The organism is Brevibacillus laterosporus (assembly GCA_007833815.1).
In the GTDB taxonomy this organism is placed as follows: domain Bacteria; phylum Bacillota; class Bacilli; order Brevibacillales; family Brevibacillaceae; genus Brevibacillus_B; species Brevibacillus_B laterosporus_D.
The window spans coordinates 3,106,283-3,132,795 of record CP033464.1; the positions used below are offsets into that span (position 1 = coordinate 3,106,283).

The following is a 26,513-nucleotide window of genomic DNA, read 5'->3' on the forward strand; positions in this document are numbered from 1 at the left end:
GCAAACGATATGTTTTTGCATGGCACCAGTCGCATCAACGAAAAAGGACACCTAGAAATTGGAGGATGTGATACTAGTCAGCTAGTAGAGCAATATCAGACTCCATTATACGTCTATGATGAAACATTAATTCGGGAAAAGTGCCGTGCTTATGTAGCGGCCTTTCAGCAAAGTGAATTTCCTTTCCAAGTGGCTTATGCTAGTAAAGCATTTTGCACGATGGCGATGTGTAAGTTAGTAGAAGAGGAAGGGTTATCTCTGGATGTGGTTTCAGCAGGGGAGCTATACACAGCTTTAGCGGCGGGATTCCCGGCAGAACGAATTCATTTCCATGGTAATAATAAATCCATGCAAGAATTAATTATGGCTCTGGAAGCCAATATAGGCTGTTTTGTGGCAGATAACTTTTATGAGTTAGACATGTTGAATTCGCTGGCTACAGAACGTGGATTGACAGCCAATGTTTTACTACGTCTTACACCTGGCGTAGAGGCACACACGCATGAATATATATCCACTGGACAGCAGGATTCGAAATTTGGATTTGACATGATTAGCAATCAAGCAATGAAAGCTATTGAAGTGGTTCATGAAAGCAAAGCGTTACAGTTGCTAGGGATTCATTGTCATATAGGCTCACAAATTTTCGAGACAGATGGTTTTCTTTTAGCTATTCAACGTTTGACTGAATTTTTAGCGGCTGTGAGAAAGACGCTTGGTGTTACTTGCCAGGTATTTAATGTCGGCGGCGGATTTGGTATTCGCTATGTAGAAGGGGATACACCTCTTGCAGCAAAAGACTACATCGAAGCGATTACCAGTAGCGTGCGTGATGAGTTTACAAAGCATGACTTGCCTTTCCCGGAAATTTGGATTGAACCAGGCCGGAGTATCATTGGAGATGCTGGGACAACCTTGTATACGATTGGGGCGACGAAAGAAATCCCTCATGTTCGCAAATATGTAGCGATTGATGGCGGGATGACTGACAATCTGCGTCCTGCTCTATACCAAGCCAAGTATGAGGCTTGCGTAGCAAATCGTCTACATGAACCAGCTACAGAACTGGTCTCGATAGCCGGTAAATGCTGTGAAACTGGTGATATGCTTATCTGGGATGTTCACTTATCCTCTCATCGACCTGGGGATGTATTGGCAGTTTCCAGTACGGGAGCCTACGGATACGCAATGGCAAATAACTATAATAGAATTACACGTCCTGCTGTGGTATTTGTTAAAGAGGGAGAAGCGGAATTGGTTGTTCAACGCGAATCATTGATGGATCTGATTCGTAATGACCGCTTATATACAAAAGTCTCTCTATAAATAATGTGTTACATTATAAAGTAAGCAAAGAAAAGAGATATCAGACATTGGGTCTCTTTTTTTTTTGCTCGGAACAACGATAACTTGCTATTAGTAATTGAACAGGATAATATAAAAGGGATAAAAACCACTTGGTTGCATAAGCAAGTGGACTAACTATTTTACCCTTTTAAGGGAATGGAAATAATGGAGGTACATACATATGAAAAAAGGGCAAATTACCCTAGAGAACGGAAATAAGGTTGTTATTGAATTCTTCCATAACGAAGCGCCTGGAACGGTTGCAAACTTTGAAAAACTAGCAAATGAAGGGTTCTACAATGGTCTGACTTTCCACCGTGTTATCCCAGGTTTTGTAGCACAAGGTGGTTGCCCGAACGGAATGGGTACAGGTGGTCCTGGTTACACAATCAAATGTGAAACACAAGGAAATCCACACAAACACGTTCGTGGCGCATTGTCCATGGCACATGCAGGTAAAGATACGGGCGGTAGCCAATTCTTTATCGGATATGATGCATTCCCACATCTAGATGGCGTCCATACTGTATTTGGTCAAGTGATCGAAGGTATGGAGCATGTTGATAAAATTAAGCAAGGCGAAAAAATGGCTGAAGTGAAGCTTTGGGAAGAATAGGATAAGATAAAATAATATCGTGAAAAAGAAATCCTCCTTGATAATACGTAAAAGTATTCCAGGAGGATTTTTTTACTCAAGCTCCTAATTTAAAATATTTTACATTGATTTATAGCTGAAACCTTAGAAAAATCAAAGACTTTTACTGAAATTATGAACATCTCAACGTATTAGTGCTATAATTATATGTACGTAATACTATAGGGATGAGCTGATAAAATGTTTAGAGTTGTAAACGCTTATGTTTATGATGAGAACGGAGATCCAATTGACAGAATCAAATATGTTATTGTCAAACCAAATGTGAAGGGAGCAGGTGCTAAAGTAAAGCTGGCTTTTAAAGCTTCCTCTAAAATTAGAGATATGATTAATAATAGCTTGAATGAAGATAGAAAACCTGTCTTGAATAGGATTGTTGGGGATTTAGAAGGGGTACGTAAAAGAGTTTTGTTAAGTAATGTTTTTTTAATACTAGACCGTCAACTTCCTACGGAGTTTGGACTGACAGATGAGTTACTTATTGTTAGAGGGGTTATAGAAGAGGATCATTCATTTGTAGAGTAGTTTATGGAAGTAAATTGGAGATAGAGTTAAAATATGTGCAGAATTTTTAAATTTTTTTATTTAAATTAAAAATGATTGACATTAACCTCAAAAAATTACTATAATACTAACAAATCAAACAAATTTAAAAGTTGTGATGAGGACAAGTAGAAGATAAGAACTGACGATAGAGAGCCATCCCTAGAGCTGAAAGGATGGTCGTTATTTCCCTTTGAATATCACCTCGGAGCTTTGTTAACGAACGATGAATCTAATCTATCGAAGTAGCTAACAACGGATTGTCCCCCCGTTAAAAGGAACGAAGTCTTTTTTTAGACTTGATAAGTCTGCTTTTCGTGAGGAAGGCAGAAAAGCTGAGTGGTACCGCGAAACTCTCGTCTCTGCAATCAAAACGTAGCCGTTGATTGCAGAGACGAGAGTTTTTCACTATAACTACATATGTAGAAAGTGTTGAAGAGGAGAAGTAAAAGAAGGATTTAATGTGCAGAGAGCTGTCCCCTGGCTGAAAGGATGGTCATTATACTTCTTTGAATATCACCTAAGAGCTTTGTTTTTGAAATGACAACTAATACAATGTCATAGTAGAGAACAACGGAAAAATCACCGTTATTTGATTATAGTTCAGTATGGACTAGCAAAGTCTGTTTTTCGTGAGAAGACAGAAAAGCTGAGTGGTACCGCGTTTTCTTCGCCTCAGTAACCAAAAGAGAAGTGTTTGTAGATCAAACACCCGCTTGGTTACTGAGGCGTTTTTTTTATAGTTTACTGCGAGGCGTATTCGAATTTTAGACTGAATTACTGACTGTTTTCTGGCTACTAGCACTATTAATTCCTACTATTCAGGGATGTTAACTTATATATAAATTAAAAGGAGAGATCACAATGGAAATTGAGATTCAGATTAACAGTAGCATGGATCCGTTCAAACAAGAAAATGAATTGTAGTGAGGAGAATAAATATGCAGAGGTTATCAAAAAAAGATTTACTGTTAGTTAGTTTTATGGTTTTTTCGTTATTTTTTGGAGCTGGTAATTTAATCTTTCCACCTTATTTAGGGCAATCAGCAGGGACTAACTTTTGGCAAGCAATGAGTGGTTTTATTATCTCTGCTGTTGGGCTTCCTATTTTGGGTGTTGTTGCAGTAGCGAAGTCAGATGGCCTACACCATTTAGCAAAACGAGTTCATCCTATTTTTGCATTAATCTTCACCCTTCTTATCTATTTGTCGATCGGACCTTTTTTAGGGATTCCGCGTAATGGAAGCTTGGCCTTTGAAATGGGAGTAGCTCCTTTTTTACCAACAGAATGGCAACAAAATAGTTGGATTCTATTACTCTATACGCTGGTTTATTTTTTAATTGCCTTTTGGCTTTGTTTAAACCCTGATAAACTATCTGATCGATTTGGAAAGGTACTAACACCATCCTTATTGATTTTACTTGCGGGCATTTTCATCTATAGCTTATTTAAACCTATGGGGTCTTTTGATAGTCCAATTGAAAGCTACGTACAAACTCCTTACTTCAATGGTTTTTTGGATGGTTACTTAACCATGGATACAATTGCAGCTCTTAATTTTGGTATTGTAATTTCAGTGACTCTTAAGCAAAAGGGCATTAAAGAAAAGAAGTCATTGATCGCTACTACTGTCTATGCAGGATTGATTGCTGGAGCCATTCTGGTGTCAATTTATGTTTTACTGGGTTATCTGGGAGCAGCTAGTTCACACATGTTTGGAGTGGCGGAGAATGGTGCTCAAACTTTAACAAACGTGGTACTTTATTTGTTTGGAAAACCAGGAGTGATATTATTAGGTCTTGTATTTTCGCTGGCATGCTTAACGACGTCAGTTGGTCTAATTACCTCTTGCAGTCAGTACTTTGCAACATTGGTACCTAGAGTTTCATATAAAATGTGGGTAACAGTACTTGCCTTAATAAGTATGTTTTTTGCTAACATGGGATTGAGTGGAATTTTATCGATTTCAGTACCGGTATTGTCTGCTATATATCCGTTAGCTATTACTCTGATTGTTCTTTCATTTGCGAATGACGTACTGAAAGGTGATTCCATTGTTTATGTTTGCAGTATGTTATTTGTTGGAATTATCAGCATTACTGATGCATGTGGCCAAGTAGGATTTCATTCTCTTGCATTTGATAACCTACTGAGATATTTACCCATGCATGCAGAAGGTCTTGGATGGATTATTCCAGGGGTAGTAGGAGCACTTCTTGGATATGTAATCTCCTTTAGTAAAAAGAAGAAAGGAAGTACAGCACCTCAACTCATAGAAAAAAATGATTCTTGCTAGTAAATAGTTCTGAGCAATTTTAAGACAGACTGGGAAAAAGAAGCCCAGAAGGAAGTATGGCAAAAGAGATCTGTTTCAATAAAGCAATCCCAGTACCGTATTGGTGCTGGGGTATTTTGTGTCTTTAAGACTTTATTCTATTTAGGATAAGATTGTGTAAACAAGAATATTTCTGGATGAGGGATCAAACAGATGATGCAATGGAGATTATATGGAAGTCAATCTTTTTTAATGTGAGAAAAGTTATTTACTCTTTAAAAAAAGCATATTGCAACAATTACATTTTATCTAAATACGTTATGTACAAACAAAAAGGTTATAAAATTCAAAATAAATATTTTTCATTGTTATGATCAACTTAAGGTATTTTTAATAAATACTCAATTATCAAATTATTTTTTAATATAATTTAACAAGATACTTGCAGGATTATCCATTTTGAAGTTAAATAATAGTAAAACAATAAATAACTAGGACTGAAGAACAATTATTTCTAAATACGATCGTTCTTATTTTTTTGTTGTTTTGAAAATTTCTTCATTTCGTTTATTTCGTAATCGTACCAGAGAAGGATGCTAAAGATACAGTTCATTTGTTCAATTGTTAGTGGATAGTAACGTTCTTTCCACAAAGCGATTTATGAAGGTCTCATACGCTATGTAACTGAAGAAGCACAAAGCCCATTTTTATTGATTAAAAAGATCAACTATTTCATATTTGTGTAATTTTCAATAAAAATCTTCGGGAAGGTGTAGATTTCTATGTGAATGAGCTATTTGTCCTCAATAATTATCGCAAAAAAGGATTCGCAAAAAGGGCGTTGAAACAATGTTTTGCAAACAATCAAGGAAACTATATGGTTATGCAGATGAGTAACAATAAACCAGCCATATATTCTGGCACCGATTATATGAAGAGGAAGGTGGCAAATAAATACTATGAAAGTCTTTAACAATAGAGTGATTGAACAAAAACAATTTTGGCTTTCTAAACTTGGTGGTGAGTTCATCCCCTCTATGGTTCCCACAGACTATCCTTACGTAGGTCAAACCAAATGTAAGGCATCACTGCAATTATCTATTGAACAGGATATTACAGACAGGCTGATTCAAGTTTGTAAAAATTCTGATGTGCTTGTGTATACCTTTTTGTTAGCCACGGCAAAAATTTGGCTACATAAATATACCCAACAAACAGAGGTTTGTATAGGCGCACCAAATCTTTCACCGACAACAAGACTGGTCCCTATCGTCTCTAATCCAGCTCCACATCTAGCCTCCAAACAATTTATTATGGATGTGAAACAGTCTCTTACGGATTCATACAAGCATCAGGATTTTCCTCTTCATCATATCTTTGAAGAGTTGGGAATTAATCCTGAGGGCTCTGTTTCTCCATTTATTAATGTGGTTGTAGCACTTGATAGCATACACGATAGAGAGTTTATCGAGGCACAAGAGGTAGGCCTTATACTTCTTTTTTCAAAGACAGATAAAACGATAAATGTACATCTTCATTATGATAAATCGCTGTATAAGTCACAAACGCTGGAGCGATTTTTCACTCACTACAAAAATATTCTTCGCACGATTTCAACAAATGTAACGATATCTTTGAGTGAAATTGAGCTGATGAGTGAAGATGAAAAAGTCCAGCTTGCTTCTTTTTCTCAAACACTTGAATCATATCCGACAGATATGTTAGTACATCAAGTGTTTGAACATCAAGCTGAACGTCATCCAAATAAGGTAGCTGTGGTATACCAAGAGCAGCAGATGTTAACATACCGACAACTAAACGAGAAAGCAAATCAATTGGCAAGGAACTTACGAGAAAAAGGTGTAGAGAAAGATGAAGTAGTTGCTCTGATGGTAGAGCGGTCCTTGGAGATGATGATAGGTATCTTAGGTATTCTCAAGGCAGGCAGTGCCTTTCTTCCCATCGATCCTGAGAATCCTTCAGAGCGCATAAGCTATATGCTAGCCGACAGTGAGTCTCGCTTTTTGTTAACGCACAAGAAACTAGGAAGCGATGTAGAGTTTGAGGGAGAAATAATTAGCCTAGATGGGGATGAGTTATATGTTGGTGATATGTCCAATCTTACACCGATTCAGACATCAGCTCATCTGCTATATGTCATCTATACCTCAGGTACAACTGGCAAACCAAAAGGTGTGATGGTAGAGCATCGGAACCTGATCAATTATGTAACCTGGTTCAGTAGGCAGGCTAGCATAACAGAAACAGACAGCACAATGCTCTTATCTTCCTATGCATTTGATTTAGGATATACGAGTCTTTTTCCAGCACTGCTAAATGGATGTACCTTGCATATAGTGCCAAAAGATACATATCTGCACCCTGATAGCTTACTGAATTACATCAAAGATCAGCAGCTCAGCTTTTTAAAACTGACACCGTCTCTTTTTTCATTACTAGTACAAGCAATTGACGGGTTACATACATCCGACATGACAGCACTGCGTTTAGTCGTTTCAGGAGGAGAATCTATTCAGCCACTTGATGTTGCTAAGTTCCATAGTTACTATCCTGCTGTAACCATAATGAACCACTATGGCCCAACCGAGTCAACAATTGGTACTCTGGCTATGCCAATTGAGTTTGACGAATGGGGTAGATTTGAAGAATGTCCAACTATCGGTACACCAATTCATCAAGCGGAAGTATTCATTCTAAATAAGGATTTGCAGTATGTTCCAATAGGGGTACCTGGTGAATTGTGTATTGCTGGAAAAGGGCTTGCACGTGGTTACCTTGGACAACCAGAGTTAACGAAAGAGAAATTTATAGCCCATCCATTTCAAGCTGGTGAACGACTTTATCGAACCGGAGATATGGCGCGATGGGATGAAGCGGGTACAGTTCAATTTCTGGGACGTATAGATCATCAAGTAAAAATTCGAGGATATCGCATCGAGATAGACGAGATTGAAAAGCATGTAATAAGTCATCCGTCGATCCATGAAGCGATTGTATTGGCTATGCCCAATGAGCAAAACGAAAATGAGCTGTGCAGTTATTATCTTTCTGATGAAGAACTGGGACAAGGTGAATTACGTGAATTTCTCCAACGGAAAGTACCGGAGTATATGATCCCAATATTTTTCATCCGACTAAAAAATATCCCGCTCACTTCAAACGGTAAAATCAATCGCCATGCTTTGCCAAAACCAGATGCCCATGAACTTGCCCAGCTTTCTTACGTTGCTCCAGGCAGTGAGATGGAGGAGCAGTTGGTTTTCATTTGGAAAAATATTTTGAAAAGAGAGTTGGTTGGGGTTACAGATAACTTCTTTCAATTAGGTGGTCATTCTCTATCAGCTATCAAACTGGCTCACCAAATCAGCAAAACATATGGTACTCATATAACGCTGAAGGATATTTTTATGCATTCAACCGTGGGCAATCAAGTAAAAATGATTGCCCACGCAGAAAAAAGAATAACAAGAAAGATAGAAGTTTCTGAGCATAGAGAATATTATCCACTCTCTTCGATGCAACGCCGTTTGTTCTTACTTCATCAATTTGAAGGGGCAGAGACCGCATACAATATGCCTACCATCTGGCGTTTTACTGGAAACATAAACCTGGATAAGTTGGAGAAGGCATTTCAAACTCTCATTAATCGTCATGAAGCGCTACGTACTTCTTTTCATGTGATTGATAGTGTTCCCATGCAACGGGTTCATACTCGTATAGATTTCACGCTATCTCTTCTAGAAGCTACAGAATTAGAAGAGAAGCAAGTTATTCAGTCATTCTTTCAAACATTTGATTTAGGTGTAGCTCCATTATTCCGTGCAGGTTTTGTGTCTCTGAACAATGATGAATGTCTTCTGATGATTGACATGCATCATATTATATCTGATGGTGTCTCGATAAATATTCTTTTCGCAGAGCTGGAAAAAGCTTATCACGGTCAGAATCTGTCGCCGCTTACCATTCATTATAAAGACTATGCTATGTGGCAAAATAAGTGGGAGCAATCGGAAGAGTACAAGCAGCAAAAACAGTTTTGGCTAACACAATTTTCTGATGAAATACCTGTGCTCAACCTACCAACTGATTTTATGCGACCAAAACTCCAAAGTTTCAAGGGTGGGTTAATAACCGCCTCGTTATCTGGGGAACAGTTTGAGGCTGTAAAGCGACTCTGTCAGAAAACAGAGACTACTCTCTACATGTTTCTGCTTGCTACGTACAATATACTGCTCGCCAAATACAGCAATCAGGAAGATATTGTTGTAGGAACAGCAGTAGCTGGGCGGAGTGTAAGCGATGTGGAATCTGTCATCGGAATGTTCGTTAATACGGTGGCCATTCGAAATAAACCTATGCCAAGTAAAGCATTTGCTTCTTTTTTAGAAGAAGTAAAGCAACAAACCATTCAGGTGTTTAATCATCAGGATTATTCTCTCGATGACTTGGTGGAGAATCTTAAGTTAACTAGAGATATGGGACGAAATCCACTATTTGACACCATGCTGACACTCCAAAGCTATGAGAAACAAAGCGTCGAGCTTGATGGAATTGCGATTCTACCAAACATGCAAGATCATGATATTGCTAAATTTGATATAACCGTGGTTGCTGTTGAATATGAAGATCAATTACAAGTCTCATGGGAATTTTCCTCTGAACTGTGGAGGAAGGAATCAGCAGAGAGGATGCTAAAGCATTTTATAACAGTAATGGAAGTAGCTGCTCGAGAACCCGAACGTACTATCGGCGAATTAGAAATACTGAGTCTAGAAGAAAAACACGAATTGTTATCCGTCAACAATCAAATCGCTATTTCTTATAACAAAGAACAAACCATTACTGATTTAATTGAGCAACAAGTTATTTTGCATCCTGATCACATTGCGGTTGTTTCAGATGGGGGGATACTACGTTATCGAGAATTGAATGAAGCAGCTAACCGGCTTGCCAGGTTTCTTCGTGCCAAAGGGGTTGAGCGTAATCAACCTATTGGGGTGATGATGGATTGTACTCCTGAGCTACTTATTAGCATTCTAGCCATAGTAAAAGCTGGAGGGGCGTATGTACCACTGTCGACGAATTATCCGAACGAACGAATTGAGTATATGTTGGAAGATAGTGAAGTGGGCTTGGTTTTAACCAAGCGAAATCTCCTTACCAATGTACGATTTGATGGCGAGTGGATTTTCATGGATGAAATACGATTGGAAGGCAATGCAGACAATTTCGAGCGTGATACTAATGCAGATGACCTTCTGTATATCATCTATACCTCTGGTTCAACAGGTAAACCAAAAGGCGTGATGGTTCAGCATAAGGCCCTGCATCATTTTGTCACTGCTATGAATAAAGAATATTTGGGAACGATCAGCTATAAAGACCGGTTTCTCCTTTCTACAGATATTTCATTTGACGTTAGTTGCTTTGAGATTTTTCAGGCGTTGACTAATGGTGGAACACTGGTCCTTTTTAATGGGCATAAATTTGATGTCAAGCTTCTTGCTAAAACGATAGAGGAAGAAGAGGTAACTCTAGCTTATATACCACCTGCTCTCCTTACCCAGTTGTATGAGACTATTCTTCTTTCGCCTGATGGTTTTGTCTTGAATAAAATGCTTGTTGGTGTTGAGCCAATAAAGGATGAGGTATTGGATCAATTTCTATCTCTGAATCCAGAAATGCTCATAGTCAATGGATATGGACCGAGCGAGGCTACCATCTGTTGTACAACCTACCGCTATGAAAAAAACGAGATAAGGGGTAAATATGTTCCAATTGGTAAGCCATTGGGCAATATGCAGATTTACATTCTAGATGCCCAGTGCCACCTTGTGCCAAGAGGTGTGATAGGTGAACTTTGGGTATCAGGTGATGGATTATCCCTTGGTTATTGGAATCAAGAAAAGATGACAGAAGACCGTTTTAAGACGAACCCATTTCACCCACATACTCTGATGTACTGCACAGGAGATAAAGCAAGATGGGCAGAGGATGGAAATTTAGAGTTTATGGGACGAACGGATCATCAAGTAAAAATTCGTGGTTACCGTGTTGAGCTTGGCGAAATAGAGACTCAATTGTTACGTCATCCTGAGATTGAAGCGGCACTAGTTATGACTAAGACGGATTCTTATGAATTTAAATATTTGTGTGCATACGTTGTTTTTCAAAATAAAGAATGGAATTCAGCTCCAGATGCTACACAAAAATTGCATCAATGGCTTGCTACTTTTTTACCAGATTATATGTTGCCAAGCGTTTTTATCGCAGTAGATGAATTTTCATTAACTCCTAATGGGAAAATAGATCGCAAAATTTTGCCTGAGCCAGATGGGAGCATTCATGTAAATGAACATAGTTACTCTGCACCGCGAAACGAATTTGAAGAGCAAATGGTGTTGTTGTGGGAGAAAATTCTTGAGGTTAAACCTATTGGTGTTATGGATAACTTCTTTATGCTAGGAGGTCATTCACTCAAAGCCTTTGTGCTTGTTAGTCAGATCAACCAACGCTTTGGAATAAATCTTCCTTTGTCAGATTTGTTTAAGGCTCCTACTATTGCAGGTCTTTGTGAACATCTTCAGATGCAAGAGGCAAGTAAAGAGGAGACTGTTATCCTGCTTCAGCAAGGAAATCCTGATGTCCCACCACTATTCATTATTCATGGTCAGGGAGGGGGAGTCATTAATTTTTCTCATCTAGCACAAGCTATAGGAGGGGAGCGTAACGTTTATGGCATTCAAGCCGTTGGGTATGATGGCGAAGCAGAGATGTTGACAACAGTGGAAGAAATGGCCACACACTTTAATGCTTCTATTCGCCGAATTACGCCAACTATGCCTATCCAACTAGTTGGCTGGTCATTTGGAGGTCTGGTTGCTTATGAGATGACCAAACAATTAGAACAGAAGGGGGAGAAGGTAGAATTACTGGTATTGGTAGATTGTCTCCCGCTAACTGAAAAGGACCGTATCAGTTTTGACCAACGTTATGAAAACTTGGATACTATTATTCAATACGCTCTTTATAACGGCATAGATCAAGAGGATTTAGCAGAATTAGGCGAAGAGGAAAAAATGAAATTTTGCTGGGAAGAGGCGCGCAAACAAAAACTATTTCCAGATGAAGTGTATGGACAGGCTTTGCTTCCTAAACTACGTATTCATGCAACAAATGGCTTAGCAATACACAAATATCATCTTCTTGGGAAAATCGACTCTGATCTACACCTCTTTCTTGCTTTAGAATCGTCGGTTCAGCATCAATCCGCGACGATCGCTGATATAGCACGCTGGAATGAATTTACCATGGGGAAAATACATTCAACATATATTACGGGCAATCATTATACTATGTTAGAAATGCCTCATGTCCAAAAGATGGCTACTTTACTTGGGGATTATATAAAAAGTAAAAAAATTGAATAAATGAGATAATATGTTTTACATTCAGTGTTTGTTTTAATAAAATGAAATAGAATTAAAATTAAAATTTTAACAATATGGGATACTTTGTGACTGGTAAGGAAAAAGTACGTGGCTTAATAAAATAACATAACCTTACTTGATTTATATAAAAATAAATCGTGACTCATATGATTAAGCCAGAAATCGCTAGCTTTACATACTAATAGGTTTGAAATAGAAATAGGAAAACTCGTTGTTTTTTTAGAAGTTATCTAATTACCAGAAAGTGAGGGAGATTATTTTGACCGTTACGCGTACGTATTATCCACTTTCACATTCCCAAAAACGGGTATGGTATATTGAGAAAACATATCCTCACACCTCCATGTACAATATTGGAGGAGTCGTTCGAATGAATGGTTCTGTTAATATTACCTATCTTACTCAAGCTATTCAGATTTTTATAAACAAGAATGATGGTTTGAGGCTACACATGCATGAGAAAGATAGCTTTGTAAATCAATACGTTGTAGAGTTGAATGATTTTTCCGTACCCTTCTATGACTTCAGTCATTCGATTCAAGCTGAAGAAGAGGTAATGCAATGGGCCGAGTCAGAGTTCAAAAAGCCATTTGTACTTGCTGATCATCCTTTGTTTTACTTTGCTACCTTTCGCGTTCATGAGAAATATACAGGATATTTCATCAAATTGCATCATATCATTGCCGATGGCTGGTCTATCAATATTATGACCAACCAAATTGGGGAGATTTATCAAAAAATAAAAAATGGTGAGAAAATATCTAGAGAAGTTGAATACTCGTATCTCGATTATTTACAACAAGAACAAAAATATCTATCTTCCAACCGTTTTGAAAAAAATAAGAAATACTGGAATGAAAAATTTCAAGCACTTCCTGAAAGCTTCTTGAGTAAGAGTTCAGATAAAGTGGAAGGGCATAGAAAAAGCATCGATCTTGATAAAGAATTATCGAGTCGTATTAATGAGTTTGCTACTGAGCATAATCTATCGCTAAGCTCACTGTTCATTATGCTTGTTTTACTTTATCAATACAAAACACAGCAAACCAAAGATCAAATACTTGGTATCCCGGTTCTTAATCGTTCAGGGAATAAAGAGAAAAATATCTTTGGTATGTTTACTAGTTCCATGCCATTTCGCATGGAGTTAGAAGATACTGAAACACTGACTAGTTTATACAAGAGAGTTCATAATGAGATGTTAAGTAATTTTTTTCATCAAAGATATCCGTATGATCTTCTAATTAGCAATTTAGAATTAAAGAAAAAGGGATATGATAGTCTCTTCCAAATTTGTGTGAATTACTACGGAACAAAGCTAGTTAATGAGCTTGAGGGAATTAACATTGATAATCTAGAATTTTATAGTGGCTATCAGGCCTACTCATTACAATTGGTAATAAAAGAATGGTCAAGTGAGAATAAAATTACATTGTTCTATGATTATAAAACCAGTGACTATACAAATGAGCAGATCGAAGAAATACACAGTCGATTGATGTATGTTCTTGAACAGATGATACAACAGCCAGAGAAGTCGATTAAGGAAGTCTCTCTTTTAAGTGATCGAGAGAAACATGATCATATCTATGGTCGAAATCAAACAGATGCGTTTTTCCCAAAAGACAAGACTATACATCAGCTTTTTGAGGATCAGGTAGCGTTAACTCCAAATCGTGTTGCTGTACGCTTTCAAGATCAAACGTATACATATCATCAGCTTAACGAACAAGCCAATAGATTAGCTCGTACGATTCGAGCTAAAGGCGTTAAGCCAGACCAACTAGTTAGTATTTATATGAGACATTCGTATGATATGGTTGTGGGGATTTGGGCTGTGTTAAAAGCAGGTTGTGCCTATGTGCCGATTGATCCTGATTATCCAACCGATCGCGTTGCATATATTTTGCAAAATAGTCAGACCAAGCTTTTACTATCAAATGTGGATGTGGATATAGAAGGCTTCAATGGAGAGGTTATCCGTCTTGATGATCCAACTACCTATGCATTAGAGTCACATAATCTCACGGACATAAACGAACCAAGTGATTTGGTTTATGTGATTTATACCTCGGGCTCTACTGGAAAACCAAAGGGAACGTTAATCGAACATAGAGGATTAATCAACTACATCCATTGGGCGAAACAGATGTACATACAGTCTCAGGATGAATCCTTTGCACTATATTCCTCTTTAGCTTTTGATTTAACAGTTACTTCCATTTTCGCTCCACTCCTAAATGGAAACGAAATCGTGGTTTATGTAGAAAATGGTTCTGAATTCGTTCTGGACACCATTCTTCGTGAGAATCGCGTCAACATACTTAAACTGACACCTGCGCATCTTGCGTTAATTAGTGACAGAGATAATCGACAATCGTCAATCAAACGATTCATCGTTGGAGGAGAAGACCTTAAAACATCGCTTGCTGCTAAAATCTATGAGAGTTTTGAGGGAAATATTTGCATTTACAATGAGTATGGCCCGACAGAAACAGTAGTGGGGTGTATGATCTATGAGTATAATCCAGAAACAGATCGGACTGGGTCTGTGCCAATTGGTCGACCGATAAATAACGTGCAAATCTATCTACTAAATGATCAGCTACAACCCGTACCTGATGGTGTAGCGGGAGAGGTATATATTTCAGGTGATGGCGTTGCAAGAGGGTATTTGTCTAGAGAGGATTTGACACAGGAGCGTTTTTTGGACAATCCGTTTAGACAAGGGTCTCGCATTTACAAAACTGGTGATCTGGCTAGAATGCTCGCCTCCCAAGATGTAGAGTATGTGGGAAGAATAGATCATCAGGTAAAAATGAAAGGATATCGTATTGAATTAGGTGAAATCGAGAACTGCTTGACCAGTTTCACATCTGTTAAAGAAGCGGTGGTCATTGATCGAGTAGAGGAGAACGGGTATAAGTATCTGTGTGCATATATAATTGCAGATGAAAAAATGTCCATTCCAGAAATTCGCCAAAAGCTAACACATCAACTGCCTTCTTATATGATTCCAACGTACTTTGTTACAGTTGACAAATTGCCGTTAACATCAAATGGAAAAATTGATCGCAATCAGCTTCCCGACCCAATTGTTGATAACAACACTAATCGTGCAGGAGATCAACTGCTAAATGATACAGAAGAAATATTGATGAAAGTTATAAAAGAGGTATTACAAATAGAAGAGGTAGGATTAGATTCAAATTTTTATTTTCTTGGTGGAGATTCGATCAAAGCCATTCAAGTAGTTGGTAAATTAAATCAGATGAATCTCGGGGCTACTGTGAGAGATGTAATGACATTTCCTGTGATTCATGAACTTGCGGCTGCACTTGCAATGAATCAACAACCAACGGCTCCACAAACAACCATGAGTGGAACAATAAAGCCCACACCAATCACTTCATGGTTTTTCTCTCAGAATCTAACCGAGGCTTCACATTGGAATCAATCTGTCCTCCTTCAACTAAAAAAAGCATTTACTGCAGAACAAATAAGCAAGGTACTTACAAAAATTGTTCATCATCACGATACATTGCGACTTAACTATGATACGAAGGAAAATGTGCTGTTTTATAATGAAAAGCATCTAACTCATATGATTGAGATTGAAACGGTTGATCTGTCGGAAATTTCCTCCGAAAAACAGCTTGAAGAGCTGAAACAAATTGGGGAGCAAGTTAAAAGAAGCTTTGATTTAGAAGAGGGATTATTGTTTAAAGCCGTTTTGTTCCTGTTAGGAAAGGATGAGACTCGATTACTACTTACGGCACATCACTTAGTTGTAGATGGAGTCTCTTGGAGAATTTTATTAGAAGATATGGGACAACTTTTCCGCGACTTGGAAGAAGGTCGTGATCTACATTTACCAGCAAAAACTCACTCTATGCAGAAATGGGCGGAAGAGCTAGACCATTACAGTAAAACAGAAGCTTTGATGTATCAGGAATATTGGAAGGAAGCCTTGGATTCTCCCACATCAAATTCAAAAAGTGAAGTTGAAGAGCGCCTAGAAAATTGCGAGACACTGAGTGCTGAATTAACTAGAGAGTCTACCGACCAACTGTTGCTTAACGCCAATCGAGCTTACCAAACACATTCTCATGAGCTTATCATTATGGGATTAAGTCTAGCAACCGCTGCTTTGACCAGTAAAACAGAAATCACGCTTGAATTGGAGGGTCATGGAAGAGAACAGTTGTTTTCTGATATAGATGTGACTCGTACCATCGGGTGGTTTACTTCTATGTATCCACTTAGGTTACAGCTTCCTCAAGGGGATATCTCCAACGTCATTAAACATCTTAAGGAACAGATCAGAAAGGTACCTAATAAGGGGATAGACTTTGGAATTCTTACCTATCTGGCAGGGCAGTTCAGTCAATCTCAGGAAAAGCGTATTCGCTTTAACTTTCTGGGGGAAGTAGACAATCAATTAGACAATCAGTATCTTTCTTTGGCACATGAGGAAACGGGACCAGACATTTCTTTACAAAATGCAATGACTTGCTTAATCGAAATTAACGCTATGATCAAAGAGAAAAGATTACAGCTTTCTCTTACGTACAATAAAAGTAAGCATAATCAAGTGGCCATGCAGCATTTTCTGGATAATATCATCACTAATACAAGCCATATTCTCAATCATTGCTGTCAGTCAGAAGAGATACAAGATTTTACTCCTTCTGATTTTACTACCGTTAATCTCACACAAGATGATCTTGATGATTTATTCAGCTAAGAAAGGAAACGATATAAAATGAATGTTACAAAATCGTTGTGCCTACCCATGTTTTTGACATGGGTGCTTTCCTTTACATTCTTGGTGTTTCCAGTGAATCAGATAAGTGCTGCTACTATGTTACTATCTACACAGGAAATCGAGAGAATGGAAGAATTCATTACCAAGCAAATGGATACGTCGAAGATTCCAGGTTTACAAGTCATTATTGTTGAAAAAGACAAAACGGTTTACCAAAAAGGTTTTGGTTATGCTGATATAGTAAACAAAAAGCCTGTAACAATTGAAACGCTGTTTGAATTAGGATCAAATAGTAAAGCTATTTCTGGCCTTGCTATTTTACAATTGGCTGATAAAGGGCTGATTGATTTGAACGATCCTGTGACAAAATATCTACCATGGTTGAACCTTTCCTATAAAGGAAAGGTTCAACCGATAACATTACGTCAATTACTTCATCATACGAGTGGAATTCCGTTCAAGTCGATAGGGTTCATTCCTGAGGGAAATGACAAGGGCGCACTTGAGAAGACGGTACGAACACTACTTACCCAAGAACTGAATCGTGAACCTGGTACAAGGTACGAATATGCGACTATCAATTACGATGTGTTAGGGCTAGTGATCGAAAAGGTTACCAATCAATCTTTTGAGACATATATGACAGAAAATATCCTAGAAGCTCTTGATCTTCCACACACATATGTTGGCGAACAAAACGTTAACAAAGCTCAAATGGCTACTGGTTACAAGATGGGGTTTACGGAACCACAAAAATATAACCCGCCTAGCTTCCGGGGAAATACACCAGCTGGCTATATGATAAGTAACGGAATAGATATGGCTAGATGGATGCAAATACAAGTAGGCACAGTTGACATAGGTGGCTTCAACCCAGCTCTAATTAAAGCTTCTCATGAGCCAGATCGAAAGGTGAGACCTAATGGCAGCGGGTCATCATATGCTACTGGTTGGGAGGTTTATCAAAAAGGGGATGGGGAACTCTCACACTCCGGGAGCAATCCAACATTTAGTTCGTTTATGGTGTTTCGTCCGACTGAGCAAATTGGGGTAGCTGTATTAGCAAATATGAACAGTGACTATACTGCTAATATTGGGCAGGGAATCATGAACTTGCTTATGGGAAAAGATGTACCTCCTATTTATTCAGACATGTATAAAAAGTTAGATCAGTTGTCTTTTTCCATTATTTGCGTGCTTGTTCCAATTTGTTTGGCGATCCTTTTCTTACTAGGACGTATGTTTATTCAAACATTGAAGAAGCAACGAAAGTTTCAGATAACGGGGAAAGAGGTTATTGTGGGGCTGCTCTTTCATTTACTTTTATTGAGTTTATTCGCAATATCCTTGTTCTATTTACCAAATCTTCTATTTATGGAAATGACATGGGAGTTTATTGAAGTTTGGACTCCAGAGACTGTCATGATTGCTGTGTATGGAGTTGTGCTAACATTTGTTCTCTATTTTTGCTACTCGCTTCTTCTCTTGTTTTCTAAACAAAAACAGGAAAATATCTATTTTTCTTTGACGATGTTAAGCATTGTTAGCGGGTTTGGAAATGCTTTTATTATCTTCATTATTAATGAATCCTTTGCACGAACAAATAATTTGGTTAACGGTTTACTGTTCTACTTTACAATGGGGATTTTTATGTATGTTGTAAGTCAAAAGCTACTCCGTTCTCGTCTTGTTACCTTGACCAACCAATTAGTTTATGAAAAGCGGATGGAACTGGTTGAGAAATTACTTCAGACTAGCTATACCAGCTTGGAAGAGATGGAGCAAGGTCGTATTCAGGCCACACTCAACAATGACACAGAAGTGATCAGTCGAGCAATCAACGTTATTATTACGAGTGTGACTAATTTAATTACGCTAATTTGTTGCTTTATTTATCTGGGGGTTATGAACTTTTATGCGTTTGTACTTTCTCTGATTATTATCGGGCTTGTAGCAGCGTTTTACTATTTTATCGGACAAAAGGCAAACAAGCTGTGGGAAAAAACGCGTGATATTCAAAACGTTTTCTTCAAATTTATCACAGATCTTACTAGCGGCTTTAAAGAACTGACATTGCATAGAGGAAAACGTCAAGATTTTCATGTTGCAATTAAAGAGAGTTGTGCAGAATACCGTGACAAACGTGCTGAGGGCGATCTGAAATTTGCTAACGTGTTTATCATTGGGGAATTACTGTTTATTATCGTAATTGGTTGTGTAGTGTTCATTTTTCCAGAAATTTTTAAACAGATGAATGCTGATATGCTTCGTAACTATGTATTTGTCTTCTTATACATGACAGGACCTGTTAACGGTTTATTAAATGGACTCCCACAAATCGTAATGATTCGAATTAGTTGGAAACGCATTAACAAAATGATCAAAGATTTAGATTTAGCTAAAGATCCAGAGCAAGAGAAAATAGAATCGGCACAGGACATCAAGGAGCCGATTAAGATGATCGTAACCGATGTGTCTTATGATTATAAAAATGCAGATGATCGAAGCTTTAGTGTAGGACCTATTAATTTTGAGTTTGCGTCGGGAGAAATCATTTTTATTACTGGCGGAAACGGAAGTGGAAAATCAACACTCGCGAAGCTACTGACCGGTTTGTATGCTCCCAATAGAGGAGAAATTACCATAAACGGAGGCAAGGTCTCGCATGTGAAGCTAAATCAGTATTACTCTGCGATTTTTGGCGAGTTTCATCTATTTGATCGTCTATATGGTATTGATTCAGAGCGTCATGATAAAGAGATAAAACATTATCTTGAAGTCTTAGAATTACATGAAAAGGTGAAAGTGGAAAACGGGATGTTTAGCACAACTAGACTCTCAACTGGGCAAAAAAAGCGTCTTGCTCTTTTAATTACCTATCTCGAAGATCGCCCTATTTGCCTTTTCGATGAATGGGCTGCTGACCAAGATCCTGAATATAGACGCTTTTTCTATCAAGTATTATTGCCAGACATGAAACAAAAAGGGAAGTGTATTATTGCCATCACGCATGATGATCAATACTTCCACATAGCTGATAAAGTGATTAAGATGGATGCGGGACAAATGGTGCAAGCTGTTGTAAGTGTTTAAGGTAATTCATGTATTCGACTGGTAATACATTCAGAAGAGACTCATTTTTAGCGTGCATGGAAAAAATGAGTCTCTTCTCTATTGGACAATAAGAATGATGGATGTAGATAAGCATGTTTCATTTGATTAATACTCGTTCTTGTCATGGAAATTCTTTTAACAAAAACAGGAATACGTCATAGGTGGAGAGAAAGAGCTAGTACGCGATACTCTTTGAAACAAATCCAACAATGACTTTACCATTCGAATCTTTACTAGAACCAAAGTACCAAGTCTGATTTTCTCCTACAACGGATACTTCTGCATGTAGTGACGCAGAGCCACGTGCTTTGCTTTCAGTAGATGGTGTTGCATAAAAATAGCCTTTGTCAGCTTGTATACGTACCTTTTTGGGGGTAATAACATTGTATTGGGTTAGCAAAGTTTTAGATAGATAGCCTTGGTCAATGGAGGCAAAATCCGTGAAACCGCCTTTATCTTTTACTTCATAACCATACCAGAGGTTGGTAGTAACTGAAGCTGTAGTCGCTGGGGTGCTATAGACTGGTGCTTGGTCGACTGCTATGATGGTTTTTTTCTGTACGACTGGGGTAGCTTTGACAGCGGGTTTAGCGGCTGGAGTAGAGTTCTTACCCGGTGATTTGGCAGGAGATGCACTTTTTGCTGGACTAGAACCTCCCCCATTGTGATAATGATATTCCCCGTAGGAAAGACCCCATTTTTCACAGTTGGTACGACATGTATGACCGCCGTTCTTGTCTGTGCGACCTGGATGAGCTGATGTTTGTTGGAATGGAATAGCTAGCATGGTTACGAACAAAAGGAATAGTAGTGCTTTTTTCATAGAACATCCCTCCTAATATAATATTGACATTTATCATAGCACAATTCCATAAAATGGAAAGTTATGAATTTTTGCTGTTTTATTATTGTTAGAATCAATTTCATAAAGGCTTTTTCCAAAAATAATTAGACTATCCCTGGTATTATCCCCTTTGAGTAGACAGTGTAAAAAGCCCATCCACCTAGCGGTGGGTGCTACACTATCCTCGGAGGGGATTTTTCGTATGGCTAAAAAAGGACAAACATTTCAACGATATACGATGGAATTTAAACAGAAGGCTATTGCTCTTTACGAACAAAAAGGGATCAGCTATGAAGCGATTGCTAAAGAATTGGGAGTGCCTAGTCCTACTCAGATCAAGAATTGGGTCAGGAAATACCGAGACGGAGATGGTTTAGAGGATCAACGAGGTAAAACATCTAAAAGAGATAATCCTTTTATAGGGCGTCCACGTACAAAATTCACTAACGTGGAGGAGGAAAGAGATTATTTAAAAGCGCAGGTAGAATACTTAAAAAAGCGTTATCCAAATCTACACGGGGAGGGTGGGTTTCAAAAGTAGCTCGGTTTGCGGTTATTGATCAGTTGGTACGGAAGTACCCTGTTACTTGGTTAGTGGAGATAGCCAAAGTTTCCCGCGCTGGTTACTACAAGTGGAAACATACGCAAGAAGAACGTGCAAAAAGGCAACAACATAATAAACTCATAAAGGAACATATGATAGCGATTCATCGTGTGCATCCATACTTCGGTTATCCAAGAATGCGAATTGCATTGAGAAAGAAAGGATTTATTGTGAATCACAAGAGGGTATATCGGTTGATGAAGGAGATGAACATTCAGTCCATCATTCGTAAGAAAAGGCGCTTTTTTGGTAAAACTGCATCCATTGTTAACCCTAACTTACTTAATCGAAAGTTCACAGCCGAAAAACCAAATCAATTGTATGTAGCAGATATTACATTTGTAGCACTGAACGATCGATTTTATTACCTATCGGTAATCCAAGATCTCTTTAACAACGAAGTTGTTGCCTGGAAGGTTTCTCATCGGAATGATTTAAAACTTGTTTTAGATACTCTGGAGCAGTTAGCAAAACAAAGAGACGTGCAGGAAGCCATCCTGCATTCTGATCAGGGCTTCCAATACACGTCTAAGCAGTACAATAAGAGACTGAGGGATTTTGGCGTGAGAGGCAGCCACTCTCGCAAAGGAAACTGCCTCGATAACGCTTGCATAGAATCCTTCTTTTCTCATCTCAAAACAGAGACATTGTACTTTTCTGAGTGTAAAACAGATGAAGAGCTCTTTTAAGCCATTGAAAAGTACATATGGTTTTATAACCATGAACGATTTCAAAAAAAACTAAATCAGTGTGCCCCAGTCGAATACCGGAACACACTGGCTGCTTAGGCTTTTTTAATGCTGTCTACTTGACAGGGGTAAGTCCACCCTACGGGATCAATGCTGTTTTTTTGAAAAAATTAAGCTGCTACTTTCATCCTACTTGCCAGTTCCTACGAATTCGATCCACTGCTAACTTGGATGCATTATAAACAAGAGTAACCAAGTCAAAATGGACTTTTGCCCTCTTTCCTGTGCGATATCGGACATTGTTTAGCTGAAAGAACTCCTTCAAATAAGCATGTACTCGCTCTACGGCTGTTCTCTGGTCATATAGTTCTTCCCACGTTTTTGTTCCTCTGGCTGGCGCGGTGTACTTTCGAAGATCGGTTTCAGCCTTAATTTTATAGACTTTTTGACAGAGAGAATCCTGATTCAATGGACAGTCTTTACATTCTTTTGGCCGTACAAATTTCAACGTTTTGTACTTCTTATCATAACTGTCGTAACGATAAGAGCATTCTCGGACACAAGTTGGCGCAAAATGTGAATCGAATCCAACCATTTCTCCTTCATTCCGCTTGTTGTAAGCAATAATCGCTTGTGCGTTCATTCGTCCGATTTGTTGATAAATCGGGACATAGTCATATCCCGCATCCATGATTCCATATCGCATGTGATTGGGCAGAACAGTTTGAATTCCTTTCAACAAGGGAATCGCTGCTTTCCCATCGTTCATACTTCCAGAGGACATGAGGGAGCAAAGAATATATTGACTTTTCGTACCGACTGCAAGATGAGCTTTGTATCCGAACCAAAATACGTTCTTTCCTTCACTATTTTTCTTAATGCCCCAATCTGGTTTGATAGGAACTTGGGGACCGTAGGTCCTCCAACGTCACATTTAGTTGAGCTGCAATGGTTTTTTCGTACAAGGACTTCTGAGTTTCCTTTTCTTGCTTTTGTTTGTCATAGATTTCTTTTTCTGCTTTTGATTTACGTCCGCGTTTTTTTTATAATTTCGTCTTTTTTTCCTTTGCTACACCTCGATCACGGGATTCAAAATGGGTTGCATCGATGGCAATTGTTTCATCGCCTATGAACCCTTCCTGTATCGCTTGCAACAGTAACTTGTCTTGGACTTTATCGAGGTGTGCTGTTTCAGAAAGCTTCTGAACGAGACGAGAGTACGATGCCTCGGAAGGAAGATTGTCAGAAAACAGAAAACCGCATTCCATTCGAAAGATAAAGTCATGTTTTAGTCGTTTTTGTAAATCTTTCACAGTGGGAATTCGTTCTACGATTCGGGCGACCAGAGAATATAGCATGGCAGCATAATTCAACTCGGTAGGAGCACCATAGATCGACTCTTTGGAAATAGAGAAAAGAAGCGGTTCAATGTCAAGAGTGGAGAAAATAGCCTCAAAACGTTTGGGAGGTTCTAAGTCGAATAATTCTTGTATATCAAATAGGCTTCCTTGTTTTATAATAGACACTGGGAGTCACCACCACCTCTTAAGTTTGGGTCGCACTTAACTTATTAGAGATTTGGGGAGGTACTCCTTTTTCTATGCTAAAAAACTCTTGAGCCCGTAGGGCTTTGATTTATGAAATTGATTCAATTACCAAATATAAGGAATCAGGCGGTATTTTACCTTTGACATGTATTCGTTATAGCCAGGTAGTTCTGATAGCAATGTGCGTTCCTCCTGTACTGCCCGCCATGCCATTCCGATGACAATAACAAGAACTGTAAGCAGCCCATACCATGACCCAAGCAAAAGACACGTACCTATTAAATAGATGATGGCCGTGGCATACATTGGATGTCTCACAACCTTGTAGGGACCAGTGGATATTACTGTTTGCTTACGTTCACTCTGAATACGGACCGCTGGGGACAGGTACGAGTTTTCTCGGAATACGAGAAAGAAGAAGTAAAACGAACATAAGAGAAGAATCGCTCCTGCTACTTGGAGTCCCATCGGTACATGCGACCAGCGGAATCGAACAGCATCTAACGGCATAAAGACCAGCCAGGCAAGGAAGTATACGTTCATCAGTACATACCACACTTTATCCCATGCTTTTTGATCGGGTTTTCCGATTCCCGTCATGCGTTCAGTTAGTAAATCAGGATTGTACTTGATTAACCATACACTTAACGCGAACACGAAGCCAAAAAATAAAAACAAGTAAGCCCATCCTGCAAGCCACGCGACAGTTCCAGCCGAAAGAAACATAGCGAGAGCAAAAACGACAAACATGCCTACTATTTGTGCTGTTAGTATTTTCACATTAATCATTGGTATGCCTCCAATAAATTTTTTTGAAGTCTCCCCAACGAGTATCTGAAGTGATTTACCATCTCCTAAGCGCCTTTTAAAACTAAACAACTATGTTAACTTTATTTTACTATATTTTACAAATTGAATCAATTTCATAAAGGCTTTTTTCAAAAATGATTAGACTATCCCTACGGGATCAATGCTGTTTTTTTGAAAAAATTAAGCTACTACTTTCATCCTACTTGCCAGTTCCTTACGAATTCGATCCACTGCTAACTTGGATGCATTATAAACAAGAGTTACCAAATCAAAATGGACTTTTTCCCTCTTTCCTGTGCGATATCGGACGTTGTTTAGCTGAAAAAACTCCTTCAAATAAGCATGTACTCGCTCCACAGCTGTTCTCTGGTCATAGAGTTCTTCCCACGTTTTTGTTCCTCTGGCTAGCGCGGTGTACTTTCGAAGATCGGTTTCAGACAAGTTGGCGCAAAATGTGAATCGAACCCAATCATTTCTCCTTCATTCCGCTTGTTGTAAGCAATAATCGCTTGTGCATTCATTCGTCCGATTTGTTGATAGATCGGGACATAGTCATATCCCGCATCCATGATTGCATATCGCATGTGATTGGGCAGGACAGTTTGAATTCCTTTCAACAAAGGTATCGCTGCTTTCCCATCGTTCATACTTCCAGAGGACATGAGGGAGCAAAGAATATATTGACTTTTTGTACTGACTGCAAGATGAGCTTTGTATCCAAACCAAAACATGTTCTTTCCATCACTATTTTTCTTAATTCCCCAATCAGGTTTGAGAGAAAATTGGGACCGTAGGTCCTCCAACGTCACATCCAGTTGAGCTGCAATGGTTTTTTCATATAAGGACTTCTGGGCTTCCTTTTCTTTCTTTTGCTTGTCGTAGATATCTTTGATTTACGTCCGCGTTTTTTCAATTCTGTTTCGTCTTTTTTTCTTTTGCCACACCGCGATCACGGGATTCAAAATGGGTTGCATCGATGGCAATTGCTTCATCGCATATGAACCCTTCCTGAATTGCTTGCAAGAGTAACTTGTCTTGGACTTTTTCGAGGTGTGCTGTTTCAGAAAGCTTATGAACCAGACGAGAGTACGATGCCTCGGAAGGAAGACTGTCACAAAATAGAAAACCGCATTCCATTCGAAAGATAAAGTCATGTTTTAAACGTTTCCGCAAATCTTTCACAGTTGGAATCCGTTCTACGATTCGAGCGACCAGAGAATACAGCATGGGAGCATAATTCAACTCAGTAGGAGCTCCATAGATCGATTTTTTGGAAATATAGAAAAGAATCGGTTCAATGTCAAGAGTAGAGAAAATAGCCTCAAAACGTTTGGGAGGTTCTAAGTCGAATAATTCTTGTATATCAAATAGGCTTCCTTGTTTTATAATAGACACTGGGAGTCACCACCACCTCTTAAGTTTAGATCGCACTTAACTTATTAGAGATTTGGGGAGGTACTCCTTTTTCTATGCTCAAAAACCCTTGACCCCGTAGGGCTCTGATTTATGAAATTGATTCGTTAGAGAAAAAACAAAAAAAAAGAGGGGAGAGATACCCTCTTTTTTTTGTTTTTTCATATTATGAATAGTTGTTCGTTTCTTATTTTGTACTCTCGTAATTCATCTCATGGTATTCTTTAATTAGTTTTTGTAAGAGCAAGTTTTCATAAGAACTTAGCCCTTGCGAGTTTTCCAACATAATGAGGGAGTGCAGGTCGTTCTCTAGCATTAGTCTCCTACGGTCTGTACTTGTTAGTGCCATGGGTTCTTCCCAACTCCTTTTTTGTTAGATTGGTTATTAGTATACCGTTATCGAATCATTTGGTAAAACGTGGTAATAAGCT

Annotated in this window: 9 protein-coding genes and 4 pseudogenes; 9 read left to right on the forward strand and 4 right to left on the reverse strand. The window is 38.5% G+C overall.

Annotation, left to right across the window (positions count from 1 at the left end; genetic code table 11):
• Positions 1-9 precede the first annotated feature (9 nt).
• The 8 genes and pseudogenes from lysA to EEL30_16305 all read left to right on the forward strand — a co-directional run bounded on the left by lysA (position 10) and on the right by EEL30_16305 (position 20,154).
• The gene (gene lysA / locus EEL30_16270) at positions 10-1,326 is read left to right on the forward strand and encodes a diaminopimelate decarboxylase (GenBank protein QDX93714.1); all 1,317 of its coding nucleotides are present in this window, start codon (positions 10-12) and stop codon (positions 1,324-1,326) included.
• Positions 1,327-1,528: 202 nt separating this feature from the next.
• On the forward strand, positions 1,529-1,963 hold the full coding sequence (locus tag EEL30_16275) for a peptidylprolyl isomerase (protein QDX93715.1): 435 nt from the start codon (positions 1,529-1,531) through the stop codon (positions 1,961-1,963).
• Between the two features lie 219 nt (positions 1,964-2,182).
• Positions 2,183-2,527 (forward strand): hypothetical protein, encoded by a 345-nt coding sequence (locus tag EEL30_16280; protein ID QDX93716.1) that lies wholly within the window; start codon positions 2,183-2,185, stop codon positions 2,525-2,527.
• A 959-nt stretch (positions 2,528-3,486) separates the two neighbouring features.
• A complete protein-coding gene (gene brnQ / locus EEL30_16285) occupies positions 3,487-4,842 on the forward strand; it encodes a branched-chain amino acid transport system II carrier protein (protein QDX93717.1) in 1,356 nt (451 codons plus the stop codon).
• 748 nt (positions 4,843-5,590) lie between these two features.
• Positions 5,591-5,775 (forward strand): annotated as a pseudogene (locus EEL30_16290) (GNAT family N-acetyltransferase).
• Positions 5,776-5,780: 5 nt separating this feature from the next.
• Positions 5,781-12,272, forward strand: coding sequence for a non-ribosomal peptide synthetase (locus tag EEL30_16295; protein ID QDX93718.1), 6,492 nt, complete (start codon positions 5,781-5,783; stop codon positions 12,270-12,272).
• Positions 12,273-12,537: 265 nt separating this feature from the next.
• The gene (locus EEL30_16300; protein ID QDX93719.1) at positions 12,538-17,040 is read left to right on the forward strand and encodes an amino acid adenylation domain-containing protein; all 4,503 of its coding nucleotides are present in this window, start codon (positions 12,538-12,540) and stop codon (positions 17,038-17,040) included.
• 18 nt (positions 17,041-17,058) lie between these two features.
• Positions 17,059-20,154 (forward strand): cyclic peptide export ABC transporter, encoded by a 3,096-nt coding sequence (locus EEL30_16305; protein ID QDX93720.1) that lies wholly within the window; start codon positions 17,059-17,061, stop codon positions 20,152-20,154.
• Between the two features lie 196 nt (positions 20,155-20,350).
• Here EEL30_16305 and EEL30_16310 read toward each other — a convergent pair whose 3' ends face one another.
• Positions 20,351-20,998, reverse strand: a complete 648-nt coding sequence (locus EEL30_16310; GenBank protein QDX93721.1) for a YHYH domain-containing protein — start codon at positions 20,996-20,998, stop codon at positions 20,351-20,353.
• A gap of 223 nt (positions 20,999-21,221) precedes the next feature.
• Between EEL30_16310 and EEL30_16315 the strand changes: the two are divergent.
• Positions 21,222-22,411: pseudogene (locus EEL30_16315) on the forward strand (IS3 family transposase).
• Between the two features lie 85 nt (positions 22,412-22,496).
• Here EEL30_16315 and EEL30_16320 read toward each other — a convergent pair.
• The 3 genes and pseudogenes from EEL30_16320 to EEL30_16330 form a co-directional block, all read right to left on the reverse strand.
• Positions 22,497-23,838, reverse strand: a pseudogene (locus EEL30_16320) (transposase).
• Positions 23,839-23,964: 126 nt separating this feature from the next.
• Complete coding sequence (locus EEL30_16325) at positions 23,965-24,648, reverse strand: isoprenylcysteine carboxylmethyltransferase family protein (GenBank protein ID QDX93722.1); 684 nt, start codon at positions 24,646-24,648, stop codon at positions 23,965-23,967.
• 201 nt (positions 24,649-24,849) lie between these two features.
• Positions 24,850-26,064: pseudogene (locus EEL30_16330) on the reverse strand (transposase).
• Positions 26,065-26,513 lie beyond the last annotated feature (449 nt).